This window comes from Cellulomonas sp., assembly GCF_965229465.1.
Taxonomy (GTDB): domain Bacteria; phylum Actinomycetota; class Actinomycetes; order Actinomycetales; family Cellulomonadaceae; genus Cellulomonas.
Map to the genome: position 1 here is coordinate 1,980,216 of NZ_OZ245882.1, position 21,725 is coordinate 2,001,940.

The window sequence follows — 21,725 nt, forward strand, 5'->3', positions numbered from 1 at the left end:
ACGCGCGACGGCCCCGGACACCTGCTGGTGTCCGGGGCCGTCGGGTGGATCAGAGGGTGGCGCGCACCGCGCGGGTCGCGGCGAGGATGTGCTCCAGCGACGGGGCGACCTCCTCGTAGCGGCGGGTCTTCAGGCCGCAGTCCGGGTTGACCCAGAGCTGGTCGACCGCGATGGCCTTGACCGCCTCGGTGAGCAGCTCCTCGACCTCGGCCTCGCTGGGGACGCGCGGCGAGTGGATGTCGTAGACGCCCGGGCCGATCCCCCGCGGGTAGCCGGCCGCCGAGATGTCGCCGAGGATCTCCATCTTCGAGCGGGCCGCCTCGATCGACGTCACGTCGGCGTCCAGGCCGTCGATCGCGCCGATGATCTCGCCAAACTCCGAGTAGCACAGGTGCGTGTGGATCTGCGTGTCGGGCCGGACCCCGGCCGTGGCCAGCCGGAACGAGCGCACCGACCAGTCGAGGTACGCGGCGTGGTCCTCCACCCGCAGCGGCAGGAGCTCGCGCAAGGCGGGCTCGTCCACCTGGATGATCGCGATGCCGGCGGCCTCGAGGTCGGCGATCTCGTCGCGCAGGGCCAGGCCCACCTGGTTGGCGGTGTCGCCCAGCGGCTGGTCGTCGCGCACGAACGACCAGGCGAGGATGGTCACCGGGCCGGTGAGCATGCCCTTGACGGGCTTCTCGGTGAGCGACTGCGTGTACGAGGACCACTCGACGGTAATCGGCTTCGGACGCGAGACGTCGCCCCACAGGATCGACGGACGCGTGCAGCGCGAGCCGTACGACTGGACCCAGCCGTTCTGCGTCACGGCGAACCCGTCCAGGTTCTCCGCGAAGTACTGCACCATGTCGTTGCGCTCGGGCTCGCCGTGCACCAGCACGTCGAAGCCGATCTTCTCCTGGAGCTCGACGACGCGGCGGATCTCCGCCTTCATCTCCTCGTCGTACTGCGCCTCCGTCAGCTCGCCCTTGCCGAACGCGGCACGCGCGGTGCGGATCTCGGTGGTCTGCGGGAACGAGCCGATGGACGTCGTCGGCAGCGGGGGGAGGTTCAGGCGGGCGGCCTGCGCGACCTTGCGCTCGTCGAACGAGCCGCGACCGAACGCGTTCTCGTCCAGGGCGGCCACGCGGTCGCGGACCTCGGGGTTGACGACGCCGGGCGCCGTCCGGCGCGAGCTCACCGCGTCGGTGGCGGCGAGCAGCTGCTCGTGGATGGCCTCGCGGCCCTCGGTCAGACCCTCGGCCAGCGTGACGACCTCGACGACCTTCTCGTCGGCGAACGCGAGCCAGGTCTTCAGGGTCTCGTCGAGGTTCGGCTCGTCCGTGAGCGTGTGCGGCACGTGGAACAGGGACGTCGAGGTGCCGACGGTCACCGCGGCGGCGCCGAGGCCCTCCAGCTGCTCCAGGATGGCCAGCTTGGCGTCCAGGTCCGCGCGCCAGATGTTGTGGCCGTCGATCACGCCGGCGACCAGCGTCTTGGTGGACAGGCCCGGGACCGGCTCGGCGGGCGCGTGGCCGCGGACCAGGTCGATGCCGATGGCCTCGACGTCCGTGGCGGCGAGCACCGGGAACGCCGCGCCGAGGTCGCCGTACGGCGCGGCGACCAGGATGGCCGGGCGCTGCGGGCGGGTGAGCTCGGTGGCCAGCGCGCGGTACGCCTCGATGACGGACGCGAGCAGCTGCTCGGCCGGCACGGCGACGGAGTCGGAGACCAGCGCGGGCTCCTCCAGCTGCACCCAGGTGGCACCCGCGGCCGCGAGGTCCGTGAGCAGCTCGGCGTAGACCGGCAGCAGGTCGGCCAGGCGGTCGATCGGGGCGAAGCCCTCGGGCGCGTCCTCGGTGGCCTTGGCCAGCGCGAGGTAGGTGACGGGGCCGACGATGACCGGACGTGTGAGGACGCCGTCCGCCAGGGCCTCCGTGAACTCCCGCACCGGGCGCGTGCTGGCGTACCGGAAGGTGGTCTCCGGGCCGATCTCGGGGACCAGGTAGTGGTAGTTGGTGTCGAACCACTTGGTCATCTCGAGCGGCAGGTCGTCGCCGCGGCCGCGGGCCACGGTGGAGTACCCGGCCAGGTCGAGCGCGCCGTCGGCGCCGACGACGTCCGCGAAGCGGGCCGGCACGGCGCCGACCACCGCGGTCGCGTCGAGCACGTGGTCGTAGAACGAGAACGCGCTCGGGATGGCCGGCACGTCGGTGGCCAGGCCGAGCTCGGCCAGGCGGGTGCGGGTGCGGCGACGCAGCTCGGCGGCGGTCGCCTCGACCTCGTCGGCCGTCGTGCGGCCCGCCCAGAACGCCTCGAGGGCCTTCTTCAGCTCGCGGCGCGGGCCGATGCGGGGGTAGCCGAGCACGGAGCTGGCGGGGAAGGTCACGCTCGGTGCGGTGGTCTCGCTCATGTGTTTCTCAGTCCCTCGGGGGTCGGGCGGGGTGCCGTGTCCTGCGGCCAGCTGGCCAGGTCGGGAGCTGTCCGAGCTCCGCCGTCGAGGTGTGCACCCTCGAGCAGGTCAAGTGCGGCGTGGTGCTGGTTGAACGTGTAGAGGTGGACGCCGGGCGCTCCGCCGTCCAGGACGCCGTTGACCAGGTCGACGCTGGCCCGGATGCCCCGGCGATGACGGTCGAGCTCGTCGCCGGCGGAGCCGAGCAGGTCGATCAGGTCCTTCGGCACCGGGACGCCGGTCAGCTCCTGCACGCGCAGCAGCCGGGCCGGGTCCGTGGTCGGGATGATGCCCGGGATGATCGGGATGGTCACTCCGGCCTCACGGGCCTCCGCGACGATACCGAGATAGTCGTCCGCGTCGAAGAACACCTGGGTGATCGCGAAGTCGGCGCCCGCCTGCTGCTTGGCCAGCAGCGACGCGACGTCCTGCGCGCGGGTGCCGCCGGTGGCGTGGTTGCCGCGCGGGAACGCCGCGACCGCGACCGACAGGGGGCGCACCCGCGCCCGCACGGCCTGCGACGGGCTGTCCAGGCACCGCTGGGCCTCGATGTCGCGCAGCAGCTCGACCAGCTCGCCCGCCGTCTGCAAGCCCTCCGGGTGGGCTTCCCAGTCGCTCTGGTCCGTGGGTGGGTCGCCCCGGAGCGCGAGGAACGAGCGCAGGCCCTCGTCGAGGAACTCCCCCACGATCGTGGTGATCTCCTCGCGCGACGTCCCCACGCAGGTGAGGTGGGCGATCGGGTTGAGCGTCGTCTCCCGCAGCAGCCGGCGGACCAGCGCGCGCGTGGTGACCCGGGTCTTGCCCGAGGCGCCGTACGTGACGGAGACGAAGTCCGGGTGCACCGACTCCAGGGCCCGGATGGTGGACCACAGGCGCGGCGCCGCATCGGGGTTCCGGGGTGGGAAGAGCTCGAACGAGATGGTCGGCCGGTCGTTCGCGGTCTGCGCCCGGCGTGCGGTGGCGGCATGCAGCCCGGGGGTGCGCGGCTCGGCCACGGCGGCGCTCATGGCGCGCCCGGCGGGGTCGTCGCCGGAGCGGTGTGGGGACACCTGACCTGTAGGAACATGACTCACTCCATCGCCCCTGGCGGAAGCACCCACACCCTCGCGAGGAGGGGGGTTGCTGCGGCGTCGTCGAGCCAGGTCTCTCGGCCGCTCTGGATGGTAGGCGCGATGGTAGTCCGCAGATCACATGCTGGGCAACCGTGCTCGACCTGTGAGACGCGGGCGTCCGCAGGTCATGCAGGCGCCCGAAGGCGTCAGTGTGGTCGGCGCGGTGCGAGGTTCGTGGAGCGCACGCGGCTGCGCTGGGACGGGACATCGAACCACGAGTTCGGCGAGCCCGCGGGGACGGACAGCAGCCCGACCTGCACGGCCTCGAGGATCTCTGCATCGGGGACGACGTTGTCCGTCAGCGCCTCGGCCGCCGCGCGCTCGGCGTCACGCCGAACGTCGGGGTCGGGCATCTCCGTCATGGCGGTACTGTAGTCCGCGAGGCGCACGGTGCCGAGAGCCCGGCCCGCACGATCACCCGCCAGGAGCAAATCTCACCCGGGAGGCGTCCCGGCACCGACGGAGCCCGCCGCCGACGGGCAGGTGGCGAGGTGGTCGTCGACGACGCCGCACGCCTGCATCGCCGCGTAGGCGGTGACCGGGCCGACGAACCGGAACCCGAGCAGCTTCAGCTCCTTGGCCAGCGCGCGGCTCTCCGGCGTCTGCGCGGGGACACCGGCCCAGCCGGAGGGGCGCTGGTACCCCGTCCGGTCGGGTGCGTGCGACCACAGCACCTGGTCGAGCGTGCGCCCCGCGGCGTGCAGCTCACGCAGGGCGCGACCGTTGGCGATCGTCGCCTCGATCTTGGCGCGGTTGCGCACGATGCCGGCGTCGGCCATCAGGCGCGCCACGTCGTCGTCACCGAACTCCGCGACCACCTCCGGGTCGAAGTCCGCGAACGCCGTGCGGAACGCGGGCCTCTTGCGCAGGATCGTGATCCAGGCGAGGCCCGACTGGAAGCCCTCCAGGGCGAGCCGCTCGTACAGGGCGTGCTCGTCGTGGACGGGCTTGCCCCACTCCTCGTCGTGGTACTGCTCGTACAGGGGGGTGCCGTCGCCGAAGCAGCGGCCGGTGCGGGGGACGGCGAGCGAGGTCATGCGCCGAGTCTCCCGCGCGCCACGGACACCGACGCCGAGGGCTGTGCGCGGCGCGGGGCTGTGGGCGGCTCAGGAGGCCAGGGCGATCAGCCGCTCGATGCCGTCGAGGATGAGGACGGTGCCGAAGTCCAGCTCGTCGTCCTCGGGTGCGTCCTCCGGGAAGGAGAAGGCGCCCGAGGTGGCCGCGCGCAGGAGCGTGGGGTGCTCGTCGCCGGAGGCGAGCATCGAGATGAGCTCGCCCAGGTCCGGCGCGGGAGCGCCCTCGGCGGCGGTGCCGACCGCGGCGGTGCGTCCGGCGCCGCTCAGCTCCTCGCCGATCCGCAGCTGGTCGAGGCCGTGCGAGGCGAGCAGGCCGATGGCGCCGACCTTCTGCTGCTCCGACAGTGGCGTGCCGTCGAGCGCGGAGAGCATCGCCTCCATCCAGGCGAGCCGGCCCGGTCCGACCGCGTGCAGGACCGTGGACGTCCGCGCGAGCCACGGGTGCGCGCGCAGGATCGGCTTCTGCACCACGAGGACCAGCTCGAGCCGCTCGCGCCAGCCACCGACCTCCGGTCCGAGCACCGGCGGGCGCCCGGAGGCGCGGTCCGACATGAGGCTCAGCACCTCGTCCTTGGACGACACGTACCGGTACAGGGACATCGTCGTGAACCCGAGAGACTCGGCGAGCCGGGCCATCGAGACGGCGTCGAGCCCCTCGGCGTCCGCCAGCGCGATCCCGGCGTCGGCGATCTGCTCCAGCGTGAGGCTCGGCCGCGGACCGGGCCGGCCGGCCGGGGGGGTGCGCCACAGGACGGCGATCCCCGGGGGCAGGTCCATGGGGACGCCCTCGGACCCGGCCACCCGCACCGCGTGCCGACGGGCCTTCTCCGCCTCGCGCGCGGCCTGCTGCTGGGCCAGGGCGGCCGCACGCTGCGCCTTCTCCGCCTCGCGCAGCTGCCGGGCCGCCTCCCGGACGGCCTGCTGAGCGGCCTTCTCCTGCTCCTTGCGGCGCCGGTCCTGCTCCTTGGCGGCGTCCTGCTCGGCCCTCAGCCGGTCGCGCTCGCGGCGCTCGACCTCCTTGCGGGCGGCCTGGTCGGCCTTCTCGAGGTCGCGCCTGCGGCGGTCGGCCTCCTTGGCCTCCGCGCGCTCGGCCTCCTCCCGGTCCCGTCGCAGGAGCCCGGCCTCGCGGCGAGCCTCCTCGGCCTCCCGTGCGTCGTCGTCCACGACACCTCCTTGACCCGTGATCCTACAAGTGTGTATGAAGTACACACACAGTTTACGCCATACACAGAAGAGGAGATCACGATGACTGCTCCTGTCGTCGTCGCCCGGGGGCTGCGCAAGTCCTACGGCGACCTGACCGTGCTCGACGGCGTCGACCTCGACGTCGGCAAGGGAGAGGTGCTCGCCCTGCTCGGCCCCAACGGCGCCGGCAAGACGACCGTCGTCCGCATCCTGTCCACGCTGCTGAGGCCGGACGGCGGCACGGCGTACGTCGCCGGCAAGGACGTGGTGCACCAACCGGCGCAGGTGCGGGCGGCCATCAGCCTCACCGGGCAGTTCGCGGCGGTCGACGACCTGCTGACGGGCACCGAGAACCTGCACCTCATGGCGAGGCTGGCGCACCTGGGGCGCGCCGAGGTGCGCACCCGCAGCGCCGAGCTGCTCGAGCTGTTCGACCTGACCGACGCGGGCAAGCGCGTGGTCAAGACCTACTCCGGGGGCATGCGGCGTCGGCTCGACCTGGCGGTGGGCCTGCTGTCCCGACCGCAGGTCGTGTTCCTCGACGAGCCGACCACCGGGCTGGACCCGCGCAGCCGCAACGACCTGTGGGACGTCATCCGGTCGGTGGTCGCGGAGGGCACGACGGTGCTGCTGACCACGCAGTACCTGGAGGAGGCCGACCAGCTGGCGGATCGCGTGGCCGTCATCGACCACGGGCGCGTCATCGCGGACGGCACGGCGCGCGAGCTCAAGCGGGCGGTCGGCTCGGCGCACGTGGAGCTGCGGCGCAAGGACGGCACTCAGGAGCGGATCGTCACGGACGGGTCCGTGGCCGACGTGCGTCGGATCCTCGGCGACGTCGAGCTCGCCGGTGCCGACGTCGAGCACTGGGAGGTCCGCTCCCCCACGCTCGACGACGTCTTCCTCACCCTGACGGGCCGGCCGACCGAGACCGGCACAGCCGAGTCCCCCGTCCTCGTCGCCTCCCGGGAGTCCTGATGACCACGCTCACCACGCAGGCACCGGCCCTCGGCTGGTCCGTGCACGACACGTCCGCGATGATCGGCCGCTGCCTGCGCCGGTCGCTGCGCCAGCTGGACACCGTCCTGATGGCGGTGATGCTTCCCGTGATCCTGCTGCTGATGTTCGTCTACGTGTTCGGCGGCGCCATCCAGACCGGCGGGGAGTACGTCGACTGGGTGGTCCCCGGGATCGTCCTGCTCACCGCGGGCTACGGCTCGTCGACCACCGCGGTCGACGTCGCCAGCGACCTGACCGGCGGGATCATCGACCGGTTCCGGTCCCTGCCCATCCGGCCCACCGGGGTCCTCACCGGGCACGTCGTGTCCAGCATGGTGCGCAACGCCGTCTCGACCGCCCTGGTGATCGGCATCGCGTTCCTCATCGGGTTCGACGCGGACGCGACGCCGCTCGAGTGGCTGGCCGCGATCGGGCTCATCGGGCTCTTCGTGCTGGCCCTCACGTGGGTGGCCGTCGCCATCGGGGTCGTCGCCTCGGGGCCGGAGGCGGCCAGCGGGTTCTCGTTCGCGATCCTGTTCCTGCCGTACGTGTCCAGCGCGTTCGTGCCGCCGGAGTCGATGCCGTCGGTGCTGGAGACCATCGCCACCTACAACCCGATCACCCCGATCACCGACACCCTGCGCGGGCTGCTGCTCGGCACCGGCGCGGGGGACTCGGCGCTCGCGGCAGTCGTGTGGTGCGTGGGGATCTTCGTCGTGGCGCGGCTGGCGGCGTCGGTGCTCTTCCGGCGCAAGCAGTGAGGCGGCTCAGAAGGCGGCGAGCGCCTTCTTGATGCGGGTGGTCGACACCGGGCCCGGGGTGCCCAGCTGCTGGGCGAACAGGCTGACCCGGAGCTCCTCGAGCATCCAGCGGACGTCCCGCAGCCCGGCGTCCTGCGGGTGCTTGGCGACGACGGCCTCGTAGAGGTCCTCGACGTCCCGCACCTGCCAAGCCAGGTCGGCGTCGCGCTGCGGGTTGTCGGCCGCCTTCACCAGTCGGTGCCGGGCGGCCCGCAGGTACCGGGTCAGGTGCCCGAGCTGCGCGGCGCCGGCCTCGCTGACGAACCCGTCGTGCACCAGGCGTGCGGCCTGAGCGCGCACGTCCTGGGCCGTGGCCAGCAGGGCGAGGCTGGAGCGCGCGCGGATCTCCGCGTCGAGCTCGCGCCACGCGGTGAGCACCGCGACCAGGTCGGTGACCACGCCGAACACCGTGTCCTCGAGGCGGTCCCGCGTCGTCGTGCGCAGTGCCCGGTAAGCCTCCGCGGTGCGGACGCTCGCCGCCGGTTCGGTCAGCAGGCTCTCGATCGCGGCCAGCTGCACGTCCCTGACCAGGGCGTCCGTGCTCGGGTACGGGCTCGCGGCGAGCGTCAGGGCCTGCGTTCCCGTCCAGCGCGTGGTGATCCGGCCCTGCGTCAGGCCGACGTCGAGCAGGAGCAGCCGGCGCAGCCCGCGACGCGAGGCCTCGGGGCGGGCGGACTCGTCGGCCAGCGCGCGGACGGCGACGGCTTGGCCCTCCTCGACCAGCGACGGGAACGCGCGGACGCGGCCGACCTCGACGACCTCGGGGAGCTCGGCCAGGTCGTCGGGCCAGGTGGTCAGGCCGGTGCGTTCGACGTCGATCGCCGGGGCAGGTGCGGGCGTCTCGACCGGGGTCGCCGGGGGAGCCGCCTTGCGGGCCTCCTCCATCGCCGCGCGCACGGCGGTGCGGACGGCGTCGTCGACCGCCTTCTGCGTCCGGTCGGCCAGGCGGCGCTGGAGCACCAGCAGATCCTTGCCCTCGTCCACCACTCCCCCGCGGTCGCCGACCACGCGGAACGTCATCCGCAGGTGCGCCGGCAGGCGGTCGTCGTCGAAGGCGTCGTCGGGCACGTCGACGTCCCGCAGCTCGCGGACCGCGCGCCGGATCACGTCGCGGAACGACGGAGCGGCGTCGCCCGCGCGCACAGTGTCCTCCCAGTCGGCGGCGTGCTCGGTGATCCAGGCGTCGACACCTCGCGCCACGTCGGGCGCGGGGACCAGCTGGACGCGGACGGGCTTGGGCAGCGAGCGGATCGTGGCGGTGACCAGCTCCTCGCGCAGGCCGGGGACCATCCAGCCGAAGCCGTCGGGCGTCAGGCGGGCGAGCGTCGACAGCGGGATATGTACAGTCACGCCATCAGCTTCTGTACCAGGCTCGAATTGGTACGTGAGCGGGAGGCGGAGGTCGCCCTGCGGCCAGCGCGACGGGAACGCCGCCTCGTCGATGGCGCCGGCCTCCCCCACCAGGAGCTCGCGCGTGAACGTCAGGAGGTCGGGGTGCTCGCGGCGGGCGGTCTTCCACCACTGGTCGAAGTGGCGGCTGGAGACCACGTCGTCGGGGACGCGCTCGTCGTAGAACGCGAAGAGGGTGTCGTCGTCGACCACCAGGTCACGGCGGCGCGCCCGCGCCTCCAGGCCCTCGGCCTCGGCCAGCAGTCGCCGGTTCTCGTGGAAGAACTCGTGGTGGGTGGTCCACTCGCCCTGTACCAGGGCGTGCCGGACGAAGAGCTCTCGCGCGTGCTCGGGGTCCACCCTCGCGAACAGGACCCGGCGCTGGTTGACGATCGGGACGCCGTAGAGCAGGACCTTCTCGAACGCGGTCGCCGCCCCCTGCCGGGTCGACCACGCGGGCTCGGAGTACGTGCGCTTCACCAGGTGCGCGCCCACCTCCTCGGCCCACTCCGGCTGGATGCGCGCCACGTCGCGCCCCCACAGGCGGCTGGTCTCCACCAGCTCCGCGGCCATGACCCAGGCCGGCGGCTTCCGGGCGAGCCCCGAGCCGGGGAAGATCGCGAACCGCGCTCCCCGGGCGCCCAGGTACTCGTTGCGTGCACGTCGGTCCACCCGGCCCGGCGCCTTGCCCCGCGTCGAGACCTCCGTCGCCTCCTGCATCCCGATCTGGGAGAGCAGGCCGGACAGGATGGCCACGTGGATGCGGTCGCCGTCCCACTCGAGCCGGAGGCCGTCGGCCTCGACCGTCTGCTTCGGCGCGTTCACCAGGATCCCGAGCGGCTTGGCCAGCTCGCGCAGCTGCGTGACCACGTCCTGCCACTCGCGGATGCGCAGGTAGTTGAGGTGCTCGGACCGGCACATCCGCCGGAACGCCGACCCCGACAGGTCCCGCTGCTGGTCCTTGAGGTACTGCCAGAGGTTCAGGTAGGTGAGCAGGTCGGACGTCGGATCCGCGAACCGGGAGTGCGAGAGGTCGGCCTTCTCGCGCTCCTCGACGGGTCGCTCGCGCGGGTCCTGGATCGAGAGCGCCGCGGCGATGATCATGACCTCGCGCGCGACCCCGCGGCGGCCGCCCTCGACGATCATCCGGGCCAGCCGCGGGTCCATCGGCAGCTGGGCGAGCGCGCGTCCGACGTCGGTCAGGCGCCCGTCCCCCAGCGCGCCGAGCTCGGTCAGCAGCTGCACGCCGTCGCGCACGGCGCGGGTGTCCGGCGGGTCGACGAACGGGAAGTCGCCGATGTCCTCGGGTGTCGCGGCCACGCCGACGGCGATCATCTGGAGGATGACCGACGCCAGTGATGTACGAAGGATCTCCGGCTCGGTGTACAACGGCCGTGCGTCGAAGTCGTCCTGCGAGTAGAGGCGGATCGCGATGCCGTCCGCGACGCGGCCGCACCGCCCCGAGCGCTGGTTGGCCGAGGCCTGCGAGATGGGCTCGATGGGCAGCCGCTGGACCTTGGTGGCCTTGGAGTACCGCGAGATGCGTGCGGTGCCGGGGTCGATCACGTACCGGATGCCGGGGACGGTCAGCGACGTCTCGGCCACGTTGGTGGACAGGACCACGCGGCGGTTCTGGTGCCGTTCGAACACCCGGTGCTGCTCGGCGGCGGACAGCCGGCTGTACAGGGGGAGCAGCTCGACGGCGCCGGGCGTGCGCGGGTCGGACACCCGGGCGCCGAGCGAGGAGCGCAGGGCGTCCTCGGCGTCGCGGATCTCCCGCTCGCCCGACAGGAACACCAGGATGTCGCCGGGCCCTTCGAGGGAGAGCTCGTCGACCGCCTCGCAGATGGCCGTCATCGGGTCGCGGTCCTCGGCGCCCCGCTTCTTGACCGGTGCGCCCTCCTCGACGTCCGGTGACAGCGGTCGGTAGCGGATCTCCACCGGGTAGGTGCGTCCGGTGACCTCGACGACCGGAGCGGGCGTCCCGTCCCCAGATGCGAAGTGGCGCGCGAACCGGTCGGAGTCGATGGTCGCCGACGTGATGACGACCTTGAGGTCCGGCCGCTGCGGGAGCAGCCGCGTGAGGTAGCCGAGGATGAAGTCGATGTTGAGCGACCGCTCGTGGGCCTCGTCGATGATGAGCGTGTCGTAGGCCCAGAGCATGGGGTCGCGCTGGATCTGGGCCAGCAGGATGCCGTCGGTCATCACCTTGACCAGGGTCGACTCGCTCGACTCGTCGGTGAACCGCACCTGGTACCCGACGACCCCGCCCAGGGGCGCGTCGCCGACCAGCTCCTCGTTGATCCGCTCCGCGACGCTGCGGGCCGCGATCCGGCGGGGCTGCGTGTGGCCGATCTGGCCCGCGCGCCCGCGACCGAGCTCGAGGGCGATCTTGGGGATCTGGGTCGTCTTGCCGGAGCCCGTCTCGCCGGCGACGACGACGACCTGGTGGTCGCGGAGCGCGTCGCTGATCTCGGCGCGACGGGCGCTGACGGGCAGCTGCTCCGGGTAGACGATCGGGGGGAGCTCGACGGCCTGCCGGACAGCGGCGGCGCGCGCGCGGCGGGCGGTGGTGCGAGCCGGGTCGTCGCGACCCGACGAGCGTCGACCCGCGCCGGCGGACTGGGCCTTCTGTTCGACGGCTGCCGGCTTGCGGCGCCCGCGGCCCCGGCGCCTCGGGGGTCGCCCGCCACCGGACCCGGACGGGTCGGCGGGGGAGGGGGACGGCGCGCTCACGACGGCCCAGTCTCCCAGGTGCAGGGCGCGGACCGCTCGTTCATTCGTCGCGGGCGAACGCGCGGTAGGGCCCGACGGGCGCGGCGGACTCCCCCCACTCCTCGTCGGCCCACGCTGCCGCGGCACCCAGCAGGCCGGCCACACCCGGCAGGGTCGCGCGCAGCCGGACCGCGCCCCAGCGCCAGCGCGTGGTGAGCAGCTGCCGGTAGGACGGCGACGGGACACCGGGCGGACCGACGCGCGGGCGGTCCTCGTCGGCCCCGTCGATCAGCCAGCCGGTCATGGCGAGGATCCACGCCGCGCAGGCGCGGTCGACGGCCAGCGTCCACCCCGGCTCACGGACCGCGTCGGGGAGGTGGGGCGCGAGGGCGGTGGTGAACCGGTCGAGCAGGCGGTCGGTGAAGCCGGGCGGCGGGTCGAAGACGCACCAGCAGGTGGAGAAGGGCATCGCGGCGTAGGCGGCGTCGTAGGCGACGTGGTGCACGGTCGCGCCCTCGAGGTCGAGGAAGCGCCAGCCGTCGGGCGTGCGGATCGCGTTGTCGGGGCAGGTGTCTGTGGGGGAGACGACGTCCGAGGCGGGGTTGCGGTGGTCCAGGGTCTCCAGCAGGTCCAGCTCGGCATCGAGGACGGGATCGGCGTCGAGGCCGAGGACGTCGTCCTGCAACCGCCGGGCGCCGGCGCGCGCGGCCGCCGACGTGGGGTCGTCGGGGACGTCACCGAGCGCGGCCGCGAACGTCTCCGTCGTACCGTGCGAGCGGCCGAGCGCGTCGGCCAGCGCGCCGACCCAGTCGAGCGCGCCGTCCCAGGCACGACGCGGATCTTCACCGAGCAGGAGAGCGGCCAGCGTCGGGCCGTCGCCGAGGTCGCTCATCACGACGACGCGGTGCTCGTCGTCGGCTGCGAGGAGGTCGGGGGTGTGGGCCAGCGTGCGCAGCCCCGCGACCTCGCGCGCCCACGCCCGCCGGGCCGCGTCGCCTGCCGGGTAGCGCTTGACGACGACCGAGCCGGTCGGGGTCCGGCACCGCAGCACCTCCGACCGGTCCGAGCCGCCCAGTGGCTGTGGGTCGGTCACCGGCAGCGCGAGGGCAACCGAGGCAAGGTGCAGGAGCTCGCTCGTCACCGGATGCATGGGGCCTCCCGTCGTGGTCGGCGCTCAGCATCCCGCACTCTTGCCGGGTCGGCGGGTAGGCCCTATCGTCGCTTGTACAAACAAAGACTTGTGGAGGTTCCATGACCGACGCCGCCGCGGCGCTGCGTGCGCTGGCCGACCCGAACCGCCGGCGGATCCTCGCGGTGGTCCGGGACCAGCCGCACGCGGTGGGGGAGATCGCCGAGCGCGTGGCGATGTCGCAGCAGGCTGTCTCGCACCACCTGCGGGTGCTCCGGGACTCCGGCCTCGTCAGCGAGCAGCGCGACCGGACGCGGCACCTGTACGCGGTCCGGACCGACGGGCTCGCCGCGGTGCGCGACTACCTGGACGACTTCTGGCCGACGCACCTGCGCGCGCTCAAGGCCGCCGCGGAGGCGTCGGATGGCTGACTACGCCACGTCCATCCACATCGACGCCCCGCCCGCCGTGGTCTTCGCCCACCTGGTGGTCCCCGAGCGCATGGTCGCCTGGATGGGCCACCGGGCGTCCCTCGACCCGGTGCCCGGCGGCGAGTTCTCCGTCGACATCGGCGGATCGCTGGTGCGCGGGGAGTACCTCGAGGTCGAGCAGGACCGGCGGGTCGTCGTGTCGTGGGGGATGGCGGGCAGCGAGGACCTGCCGCCGTCCGCGAGCCGCGTCGAGTTCGTCCTCACGCCCGTGCCCGGTGGGACGCGGGTCGACCTGTCCCACACCGGCCTGCCGGAGACGCGGCTCGCGGGCCACGCCGACGGCTGGGTGCACTTCCTGTCCCGCCTGACGTCGACGGCCGCAGGCGACGACGCCGGCCCTGATACCTGGACCCGATGAACCCGCTCTGGAGGAGCCATGCCGCAGGACGTGCTCGACCTCGTCACCGCCTACCAGGACGCCTGGACCTCCGGCGACCTGGACACCGCCGCCACCTACCTCGCACCCGACTTCGCGTTCCAGGGTGCAGGGGCGACGTTCACCTCGGCGGCCGACTTCCTCCCGTTCCTCGCGCGGTTCGGCTCGCGGATCGGGCCGGGCTGGCGCCGGGTCGCCGCCCTCGCCGACGACGACGAGGCGCTGGTGATGTACGAGCTGCGCGGTCGGGCGGGGCAGCCGCTGCCGTTGACCGTCGACCACTTCGTCGTCCGTGACGGCCTGCTCGCCGCGGAGACCCTGGTGTTCGACACCGCGGCCTTCGCCCAGGCCATGGCGGGCGCTGCGCCTGCCCGCTGACGCACCCCGTCCTACAGTGACGGCATGAGCGACGCAGCCGCTGCACCGACCGAGGGGGAGCGCCGGGCGCTCGCCGGCCTGGAGTCCTCCGGGGTCCCGTTCGAGGTCACCCGCCACGGACCGGTCCGGTCGCTGGCGGAGGCGGCCGAGGCGCGCGGAGTCGACCCGGCCGGCATCGTCAAGACGATCGTGGTGCGCCGCGGCGACGACGACTTCCTGTTCGTGCTCGTCCCGGGCGACCGGACCATCTCGTGGCCCAAGCTGCGTGCGCTGCTGGGCGTCTCTCGGCTCTCGATGCCGGACGCGGCCACCGCCAAGGACGTCACCGGCTACGAGCGCGGCACGATCACGCCGTTCGGGTCGCTCGTCGCGTGGCCCGTCGTCGCGGACTCCCGGGTGCCCACCCGCAGCGTGTCGATCGGGGGCGGGGCGCACGGCGTGGCCGCGAACATCGACGGGGCCGACCTCGTGCGCGCGCTCGACGCGACGGTCGCGGACGTGACCGACCCCGAGCCGCCCGCTACTTCGTGACGAAGGTCGTCGGCCGGACCGTCAAGATCACGCGCCGGGCGGCGTCGGTGATCTCGTAGTCCTGGCCGTACCGCGTCTGGAGCGACTTGTAGAAGCTCGCGACCTCGTCGTCCTGGACCGTGGACTCGACCGTGCCGCGCACCTCGAGCGAGCGGTAGGGGTCCTCCGGGTCGTGGATCGAGATGGCGACGCGGGGCTCGTGCTGGAGGTTCTTGAACTTCTGCCGCGTGGACGTGTGCGTGAACCGGAGCACCTCGCCGTCCCAGACGAACCACATGACGCTGCTGTGCGGGGAGCCGTCGGGCGCGACGGTGGCCAGGTGCGCGAACAGGGGGCGTTCGAGCAGGTCGGCATGGCTGGGCGGGAGCTCGTGGGAGGCCATCGCTCGAGGCTAACCGGGAACCGCCCGCGGCCGGTGTCCGTTTCTCCCCTCGGATGGCGCGATCCCGCAGGACGGGTAGCGTCGTCCCGCCGGAAAGGAGCTCCGGTGCCGCGTCGGGCATGAACCGAGGAGCTATGGACCTGATCGAGCACGCGGCCGCGGCCGGCACCATCCGGGTCCAGGCGCAGGATGCTCGGACCGTCATCGTCCTGGTCGGAGAGATCGACGCGGCGCTGCGCGACGAGGCCAGCGCCTGCATGGGCCTCGCGCTCGTGACCGGCGACCCGGTCGTCATCGACTCCACCCAGGCGACGTTCATCGACTCGTCGGGCATCGCGTTCGTGCTCCAGCTGCACCTGGCCGCGTCCGAGGCGGGGATCCCCGTCACGCTCCTGGACCCGAACCGCGTGCTGCGGGACGTGCTGGACATGGTCGGGCTGTCCGGCGAGCTGCCCGCGGAGCCTGTGACCAGCGTCTGACGCAACACTCCTGCCGGGTCGGCGGGTGTGTCGGTGGGCTGGTCTACGTTCGCGGCATGCGGTTGCTGCACACGTCGGACTGGCACCTGGGCCGGACGCTGCACGGGGTCGATCTGCTCGACCACCAGGCGGCGTACCTGGCGCACCTGGTCGACGTCGTGCGCGCCGAGCAGGTCGACGCGGTGGTCGTCGCCGGGGACGTGTACGACCGGGCCATCCCGCCCGTGGAGGCCGTGACGCTGCTGTCGGAGACGCTCGCCCGGCTGGCCGAGCTCACGACGGTCGTGGTCACGTCCGGCAACCACGACTCGGCCACGCGGCTGGGCTTCGGGTCCGCGCTGATGCGGGACCGTGTCCGGCTGCGCACCCGGGTCGCCGGGCTGGCGGAGCCGGTGGTGCTTCCCGACGACGACGGCGACGTGCTGGTCTACGGCATCCCGTACCTGGACCCCGACTTCGCCCGCGTCGAGCTGGCCGACAGGCCCGAGCCGCTGTCCCGGTCGCACGAGGCGGTGGCGTCGGCGGCCATGAGGAGGATCCGGGCCGATCTGTCGACGCGCTCCGGGTCGACCCGGCCGCGGTCCGTGGTGGCCGCGCACGCCTTCGTCATCGGCGGAGTGCCGACGGAGTCCGAGCGGGACATCCGCGTCGGCGGCGTGGACCAGGTGCCGGCCGGGGTGTTCGCGGGTGCGGACTACGTCGCCCTGGGCCACCTCCACGGGCCGCAGGTCGTGTCGGGGGTGGACGGGACCGTCCTGCGCTACAGCGGCTCACCCCTGGCCTACTCGTTCTCGGAGCAGCACCACGCCAAGTCGTCCGTGCTGGTGGACCTGTCCGGCGGCTCGGTCCGGACGTCGCTGGTCGACGCGCCCGTGCCTCGCCGGCTGGCGGACGTGACCGGCACGCTCGAGGACCTGCTCGGCGCCGCGGGCGAGCCGCACACGGACGCCTGGACGCGGGTGACCGTCACGGACGCGCACCGGCCGGACGACCTCTACCGACGCGTCAAGCAGCGGTTCCCGCACGCCCTGGTCGTGCAGCACCGCGCGGCGGAGGCCGTCGGAACCGAGCGTGCGGCCGTCATCACCGCGGCGCACGACCCGCTCGACGTGGCCGCCGACTTCCTCACCCACGTGACCGGTCGCGGCCCGACGCCGGCCGAGGCCGCGGTGCTGCGCCGCGCCTACGAGGACGTCGCCGCCATGGAGCGGAGCGCCTGATGCACCTGCGCTCCCTCACGGTCCAGGCGATCGGGCCGTTCGCCGGCCGGCACACCGTCGACTTCGACGCGCTCGGTGAGTCGGGCCTGTTCCTGCTCGAGGGGCCGACCGGCTCGGGCAAGTCGACGCTCATCGACGCGATCGTGTTCGCCCTGTACGGGAAGGTCGCGTCCAGCGAGGCGTCGGAGGAGCGGCTGCGCTCCGCCTATGCGCCCGACGACGTCGAGAGCGTGGTCGACCTGGTGTTCGAGGTGCCCGCGGGCGTCTACCGCGTGCGGCGCACCCCGGCGTACCAGCGGGCCAAGCGGCGGGGCTCGGGCACCACCACGGCGAACGCGACGGTCAAGGCGTGGCGGCTGCCGTCCGGGGTCGACCTCGACCCGTCCACCCTCGACACCCTCGGGGTCCCGCTGGGCAACCGGCTCGACGAGATCGGCGCCGAGATCCAGAAGGCCGTCGGTCTGGACCGCACCCAGTTCGTGCAGACGATCGTGCTGCCGCAGGGGGAGTTCGCGCACTTCCTGCGGGCCAAGCCTGAGGAGCGGCGCGGTCTGCTGCAGAAGATCTTCGGCACCGAGGTGTACGACCGCCTGGCCCAGCGACTCGCGGAGATGCGTCGCGAGGGCGATCGCGCGTGCGTGACCGCCCGGGCCGCGCTCGCGTCCGCGTCGTCCCAGCTGGTCGGCGCCGCCCGGCTGACCGGCGAGGAGGCCGCCGAGGTCCGCGCCGCGATCGACGCGGCGGTGCTGGGCTCCGAGGGCCTGGTCGCCGGGGTGCAGGCGGTGGTGACCGCGCGGACCGACGGACTCGTGCGGGTCGCGCAGACTGCCGGCGCGGCGGCGACCGCCGCGGACGACGCGCGCCGGCAGGCCCGCGAGCTGCTCGACCAGGTGACCGCGACGGACTCGCTGCTGCGGCGTCGTGCCGCGCTGCGTACCGAGCGCGAGGCTCTCGACGCCGCCGCGGACACGAACGCCGAGGCCGTCCTGCGGCTGACCGCCGCCCGCGCTGCCCACGCGGTGCGCCCGCTGCTGGTCGGCCTCGAGCGTGCGGAGACTGCGCTGGACGGAGCACGCAAGGCGCTCCGGGCCGCGCTCGACGCCGCACCGGAGGACATCGCGGTCCCGCCTGCGGGCACCGCGCTGCGAGCGCACGTGCAGGCGAGGGGCCGGGTGGCGGGCGAGGAGGCCGCCGCCCTCGCGCGGCTCGTGGACGTCGAGGCAGGGCTGGAGGTTCGGCGGCGGGCGGTCCGGGACGCGCGCCACGCGATCGACGACCTGGTCGCGGCGATCGCCGCGGACGACGAGTGGCTCGCGGCGCGGCCCGGTGCGCGCACCACGCTGCTGACGGAGCTCGAGGCGGCCCGCACGCGGGCGGCTCGGCGGGCTGGCCACGAGTCGGCGCTCGCGGCGGCCACCGAGCTGGTCGCCGCACACCGCGAGCTGGCCTCGACGGAGAGCTCCCTGGCGGCAGCGGTCGACGCGCGAGCGTCGGCCGCGACGGTCGCGACGGCGGCGCTGGACCGTGAGCGTGACCTGCGGGCTGCGCGCATCGCCGGCCTGGCGGGCGAGATCGCCGCGGGGCTCGACGACGGAGACCCGTGCCCCGTGTGCGGGTCCGCGGTGCACCCCGCCAAGGCCCTGCTCGACGCTGACCACGTGTCCCCCGAGCGCGTCGAGCGCGCGGAGGCGGACCGCGCGAGGGCCGAGGCCGGCTTGCGCGAGGCAGCCGAGCGGTGCAGCGGACTGGGCGAGCGCGTGGATGGGCTGCGCGCCCGGGTCGGGCAGGTCACGGCGGACGCGGCCGAGCAGCGGACGACGGTCGCCCGCGCCGCACTCGACGAGGCCCGGACGGCCGAGGCTGCCGTGGCCCGACTCGCGCCGGCGCTCGACGGGTTCGACGCGCGGACGCACGAGCGGGAGACCGAACGCGCCGAGACCGTCGCCCGCCTGACGGGGGACCGGTCGGTGCTCGAGGTGACCGTGCTGGACCTCGACGCGTCCGAGGCAGCCGTCGTCGCCGGTCGCGGGGAGCACCCGACCGTCGCGGCGCGGCACGCGGAGCTGCGGGGGCGATCGGCCGCGGCCGGCGAGGTCCTGGAGGCCCTGGCGGAGGAAGAGGCGGCGCAGGACGAGTGGCAGCGTCGTCGCGACGAGCTGGCGCAGGGGCTGGCCGAGCACGCGTTCGACTCCGCCGGAGCCGCGCGTTCCGCGGCAGTCGACGCCGGGGTGCTCGCGGAGCTGGACCGGATCGTCACGGCGTACGCGTCCGCGCTGGACCGGGTGGCTGTGGGACTGGCCGAGCCGCCGATCGCGGAGCTGGCGGAGGACCTGGAGGTGGACGTCGACGGCACGCGGTCCGCCGAGGCGCTGGCCCGGACGCGCGCCGAGGAGGCCGCGGGAGAGGCCCGGGTCGCCACCGAGCGCGCCGCGGCCGCGTCCGCCGCCGCGGACGAGGTGCTCGCCGCCGCCGTGGCGCTGGCAGCGGCGGTCGAGGCCGCCGGCCCGGTGGCCCGGCTGGCCGACCTGACGGGCGGTGGCGGAGGCGACAACGCCCGCAGCCTCTCGTTGGCGACGTTCGTGCTCGTGCGCCGGTTCGAGGACGTGGTCGCCGCCGCGAACGAGCGGCTCCTGCTCATGTCCGACGGTCGCTACGAGCTGGTCCGCAGCGATGAGAAGGAGGACGTCCGCGCGCGCAACACCGGGCTGGCCATGCGCGTGGTGGACCACGTCACCGGGCAGCCCCGCGACCCACGCACCCTGTCGGGCGGCGAGACGTTCTACGTGTCGCTGTGCCTCGCGCTCGGGATGGCGGACGTCGTCACCGCGGAGGCCGGCGGGATCGATCTGGGCACCCTGTTCGTCGACGAGGGGTTCGGCTCACTCGACCCGCACACGCTCGACGCGGTGCTCGCCGAGCTCGGACGCCTGCGCGCCGGGGGCCGGGTGGTCGGGGTCGTGTCGCACGTCGAGGCGCTGAAGCAGTCGATCGCCGACCGCATCGAGATCCGCCCCACCGCGGCGGGTCCTAGCACGCTCGTCGTGCGCGCAGGCTGATACCCGCCGATCACCAGGCCCAGCCGCGGGAGGCGAGCTCGACCTCCTCGCGGAACCGCTCGGCGGGATCGCCCTTGGCTGCGGGCTGGACCTCGACGCCCGCCAGCTGGCACGCCTCGAGCAGCAGCTGGTCGTAGGCCAGCTGGGACGCGATGATGCGCTCGGCGCGGGCGAAGGTGTGGGGATCCAGCTCGAGCGAGCGCACGTGGTCGGCGACGACGCCGAGCCGCTCCTGCACGCGCAGCGTCATGAACGGGTCGTACACCGGCGGCCGTGTCGGACGCAGCCGGGCGGCGAGCCGCTCCAGCCGGGTGGCCAGGAACATGCGCCATCGCGGCGGCTCGTCGGGCGACGGGAACAGCTGCCAGATCGCACCGAAGACGAGCGCCGGGAGGAAGAAGACAGCGGCCAGCAGAACCCAGCTCATCGCGCGTCCTTCATCGAGCGTGTACAGCCAGGCTAGGTCGTCACTGTGACCTACGCCACACCTTTGCGCACGAGCGAGGTTGCGATCCGATGACGCCCACGGATCAGCCCGGGCAGGGCACCGCCTCCGGCTCGTCCGCGGGCGTGCGGGGCTGCGCGGCGGCGAACGCGCGGGCCTTCGCTGCGGGCACGTGGTCGCGTTCGACGCTGACGGCGCTCGACACGGAGACGAGCTCGCTGTCCACGGACTGCGCGGCCGCCACGACGTCCTCGGCCTCCGCGACCGGCCCGCGGGACCAGGAGCGGCGCACGGCCACCAGCAGGACGGCCGCGACGAGGATGACGCCCGCCATCACGGCGCTCATCGTCACCGCGGTCGGCTCTCCGCCGAGGCTCGTGACCGGGGCGATGACCGCCCCGAGCCCGAACTGCAGCGCGCCGAGCAGGGCCGCGGCGGACCCGGCGCGGTGCGGGTTCGAGGCGAGCGCGATGGCCGGCGCGGACGGCAGGACGAAGCCGGCGGTGCCGAGGGTGAGCACGAGCAGGACGGTCACCGGCCAGAACGGTGCGCCGAGGAGCGTCGTCGCGAAGAGCGCAAGGCTGAGCACCAGGCCGGCGGCCACGGCGCCGGACAGGATCTGCTCCGGACGGAACCGCCCGACGAGCGCGCCGTTGACCTGCGACCCGGCGGTGATCGCGACGGCACCGGCCGCGAAGACCCAGCCGAACTCCTGCGGCGAGAGGCCGTAGCCCTGCTGGAACACGAAGGTCGACGACGCGACGTAGGTGAACATGGCCGACAGGTAGAACGCGGACATGAGCGCGAGCCCGAGGAACGGCAGGTCGGTGAGCAGGTCGCGGTACGTGCGCAGCGCGGCCCCGGTCCCCCCGGTGCGACGCAGGTCCGCCGGCAGCGACTCGCGAAGTGTGAACCACGCGGTGACCAGCAGGATCGCGCCCGCCGCGGCGAGGAACACGAAGATCAGCCGCCACGACCCGAACAGCAGCAGCTGGGCACCGATGGTGGGGGCCAGGATCGGGGCGACGCCGACGACGAGCATCAGTCGCGCCATCACCTTCGACACCGCGAGGCCTTCGTACCGGTCGCGGACGGTGGCCAGCGACAGGACCATGCCGGCCGCGGCGGTGAAGCCCTGCACGAACCGGAGCGCGGTGAACGCGGTGATGTTCTCCACGAGGGCGAGCCCGACCGACGCCAGCACGTAGACCGCGAGCGCGCCGAGCAGGGGCCGCCGACGACCGAACGCGTCGGAGATCGACCCGAACAGCAGCTGCCCGAGGGCGAGGCCGGCCAGCGAGGCCGCGATGGTCAGCTGGACGGCCGCGGCGGGCGCGTCGAGGTCGTCGGCGATCTGCGGGAACGCGGCGAGGTACGTGTCGAAGGTGAGCGGGCCGATGGCGGTGAGCGCCGACAGCAGGAGGACGAAGCCGACGCTGATGTGCGTCGCGGGGTTCCGGGCCATGACAGCCCCAAGGTTGCGGGGCGCAATCATCTTCCCGCTGTGTCCACCCTGTGGGATCAGTCCCGG

The 21,725-nt window shown here is 73.7% G+C and carries 19 protein-coding genes and 1 riboswitch; of the genes, 9 read left to right on the forward strand and 10 right to left on the reverse strand.

What is annotated here, in order from left to right:
* Nucleotides 1–49: 49 nt before the first annotated feature.
* The 5 genes from metE to ACO06A_RS09585 all read right to left on the reverse strand — a co-directional run bounded on the left by metE (nt 50) and on the right by ACO06A_RS09585 (nt 5,783).
* Nucleotides 50–2,392, reverse strand: a complete 2,343-nt coding sequence (gene metE / locus ACO06A_RS09565) for a 5-methyltetrahydropteroyltriglutamate--homocysteine S-methyltransferase (RefSeq protein WP_421735773.1) — start codon at nt 2,390–2,392, stop codon at nt 50–52.
* Entirely contained in the window at nt 2,389–3,438 is a 1,050-nt protein-coding gene (locus ACO06A_RS09570; RefSeq protein ID WP_421735774.1) for a methylenetetrahydrofolate reductase, read from the reverse strand. Before ACO06A_RS09570 ends, metE begins: the two co-directional genes overlap by 4 nt.
* Before the next feature lie 64 nt (nt 3,439–3,502).
* Nucleotides 3,503–3,598, reverse strand: a riboswitch (SAM riboswitch).
* Between the two features lie 91 nt (nt 3,599–3,689).
* Nucleotides 3,690–3,905: a hypothetical protein gene (locus ACO06A_RS09575; RefSeq protein ID WP_421735775.1), complete on the reverse strand. Its 216-nt coding sequence runs from the start codon at nt 3,903–3,905 to the stop codon at nt 3,690–3,692.
* Between the two features lie 72 nt (nt 3,906–3,977).
* Nucleotides 3,978–4,580 carry a DNA-3-methyladenine glycosylase I gene (locus ACO06A_RS09580; RefSeq protein WP_421735776.1) on the reverse strand — a complete coding sequence of 201 codons (603 nt, stop codon included), beginning with the start codon at nt 4,578–4,580 and terminating at the stop codon, nt 3,978–3,980.
* Nucleotides 4,581–4,649: 69 nt separating this feature from the next.
* Nucleotides 4,650–5,783, reverse strand: coding sequence for a TetR family transcriptional regulator (locus ACO06A_RS09585; RefSeq protein WP_421735777.1), 1,134 nt, complete (start codon nt 5,781–5,783; stop codon nt 4,650–4,652).
* An 81-nt stretch (nt 5,784–5,864) separates the two neighbouring features.
* Between ACO06A_RS09585 and ACO06A_RS09590 the strand changes: the two genes are divergently transcribed.
* Together ACO06A_RS09590 and ACO06A_RS09595 are read left to right on the forward strand one after the other, a co-directional pair.
* Complete coding sequence (locus ACO06A_RS09590) at nt 5,865–6,782, forward strand: ATP-binding cassette domain-containing protein (RefSeq protein ID WP_421735778.1); 918 nt, start codon at nt 5,865–5,867, stop codon at nt 6,780–6,782.
* A complete protein-coding gene (locus ACO06A_RS09595; protein WP_421735779.1) occupies nt 6,782–7,564 on the forward strand; it encodes an ABC transporter permease in 783 nt (260 codons plus the stop codon). The genes ACO06A_RS09590 and ACO06A_RS09595 overlap by 1 nt, the downstream gene beginning before the upstream one ends.
* Nucleotides 7,565–7,570: 6 nt before the next feature.
* On the opposite strand, the gene hrpA is transcribed toward ACO06A_RS09595, so the two are convergent.
* Both hrpA and ACO06A_RS09605 read right to left on the reverse strand, forming a co-directional pair.
* Nucleotides 7,571–11,728, reverse strand: coding sequence for an ATP-dependent RNA helicase HrpA (gene hrpA, locus ACO06A_RS09600; RefSeq protein ID WP_421735780.1), 4,158 nt, complete (start codon nt 11,726–11,728; stop codon nt 7,571–7,573).
* Nucleotides 11,729–11,768: 40 nt separating this feature from the next.
* The gene (locus tag ACO06A_RS09605; RefSeq protein WP_421735781.1) at nt 11,769–12,857 is read right to left on the reverse strand and encodes a hypothetical protein; all 1,089 of its coding nucleotides are present in this window, start codon (nt 12,855–12,857) and stop codon (nt 11,769–11,771) included.
* A 101-nt stretch (nt 12,858–12,958) separates the two neighbouring features.
* On the opposite strand from ACO06A_RS09605, the gene ACO06A_RS09610 reads away from it, so the two are divergent.
* From ACO06A_RS09610 to ACO06A_RS09625, 4 genes are read left to right on the forward strand one after another with little or no spacing between them, the layout of a single operon-like run.
* Complete coding sequence (locus ACO06A_RS09610; protein ID WP_421735782.1) at nt 12,959–13,267, forward strand: ArsR/SmtB family transcription factor; 309 nt, start codon at nt 12,959–12,961, stop codon at nt 13,265–13,267.
* Nucleotides 13,260–13,685, forward strand: a complete 426-nt coding sequence (locus ACO06A_RS09615; RefSeq protein WP_421735783.1) for an SRPBCC family protein — start codon at nt 13,260–13,262, stop codon at nt 13,683–13,685. The genes ACO06A_RS09610 and ACO06A_RS09615 overlap by 8 nt, the downstream gene beginning before the upstream one ends.
* A gap of 18 nt (nt 13,686–13,703) precedes the next feature.
* Complete coding sequence (locus ACO06A_RS09620; protein WP_421735784.1) at nt 13,704–14,081, forward strand: nuclear transport factor 2 family protein; 378 nt, start codon at nt 13,704–13,706, stop codon at nt 14,079–14,081.
* 24 nt (nt 14,082–14,105) lie between these two features.
* Nucleotides 14,106–14,612, forward strand: coding sequence for an aminoacyl-tRNA deacylase (locus tag ACO06A_RS09625; RefSeq protein ID WP_421735785.1), 507 nt, complete (start codon nt 14,106–14,108; stop codon nt 14,610–14,612).
* On the opposite strand, the gene ACO06A_RS09630 is transcribed toward ACO06A_RS09625, so the two are convergent.
* The gene (locus ACO06A_RS09630) at nt 14,602–14,994 is read right to left on the reverse strand and encodes a PPOX class F420-dependent oxidoreductase (RefSeq protein WP_421735786.1); all 393 of its coding nucleotides are present in this window, start codon (nt 14,992–14,994) and stop codon (nt 14,602–14,604) included. The two genes, ACO06A_RS09625 and ACO06A_RS09630, sit on opposite strands and share 11 nt — an antisense overlap.
* Before the next feature lie 134 nt (nt 14,995–15,128).
* Here ACO06A_RS09630 and ACO06A_RS09635 point away from each other — a divergent pair, with 134 nt between their 5' ends.
* Genes ACO06A_RS09635 through ACO06A_RS09645 form a run of 3 tightly spaced genes read left to right on the forward strand, consistent with a single transcriptional unit; the run spans nt 15,129 to nt 19,749 of the window.
* Nucleotides 15,129–15,473: an STAS domain-containing protein gene (locus tag ACO06A_RS09635; RefSeq protein WP_421735787.1), complete on the forward strand. Its 345-nt coding sequence runs from the start codon at nt 15,129–15,131 to the stop codon at nt 15,471–15,473.
* A gap of 56 nt (nt 15,474–15,529) precedes the next feature.
* Nucleotides 15,530–16,693, forward strand: coding sequence for an exonuclease SbcCD subunit D (locus ACO06A_RS09640; RefSeq protein WP_421735788.1), 1,164 nt, complete (start codon nt 15,530–15,532; stop codon nt 16,691–16,693).
* The gene (locus tag ACO06A_RS09645) at nt 16,693–19,749 is read left to right on the forward strand and encodes an AAA family ATPase (protein WP_421735789.1); all 3,057 of its coding nucleotides are present in this window, start codon (nt 16,693–16,695) and stop codon (nt 19,747–19,749) included. The genes ACO06A_RS09640 and ACO06A_RS09645 overlap by 1 nt, the downstream gene beginning before the upstream one ends.
* Before the next feature lie 10 nt (nt 19,750–19,759).
* Here ACO06A_RS09645 and ACO06A_RS09650 read toward each other — a convergent pair whose 3' ends face one another.
* Together ACO06A_RS09650 and ACO06A_RS09655 are read right to left on the reverse strand one after the other, a co-directional pair.
* Nucleotides 19,760–20,176, reverse strand: a complete 417-nt coding sequence (locus tag ACO06A_RS09650; RefSeq protein ID WP_421735790.1) for a hypothetical protein — start codon at nt 20,174–20,176, stop codon at nt 19,760–19,762.
* Between the two features lie 103 nt (nt 20,177–20,279).
* On the reverse strand, nt 20,280–21,659 hold the full coding sequence (locus ACO06A_RS09655) for a multidrug effflux MFS transporter (protein ID WP_421735791.1): 1,380 nt from the start codon (nt 21,657–21,659) through the stop codon (nt 20,280–20,282).
* Between the last annotated feature and the right edge of the window lie 66 nt (nt 21,660–21,725).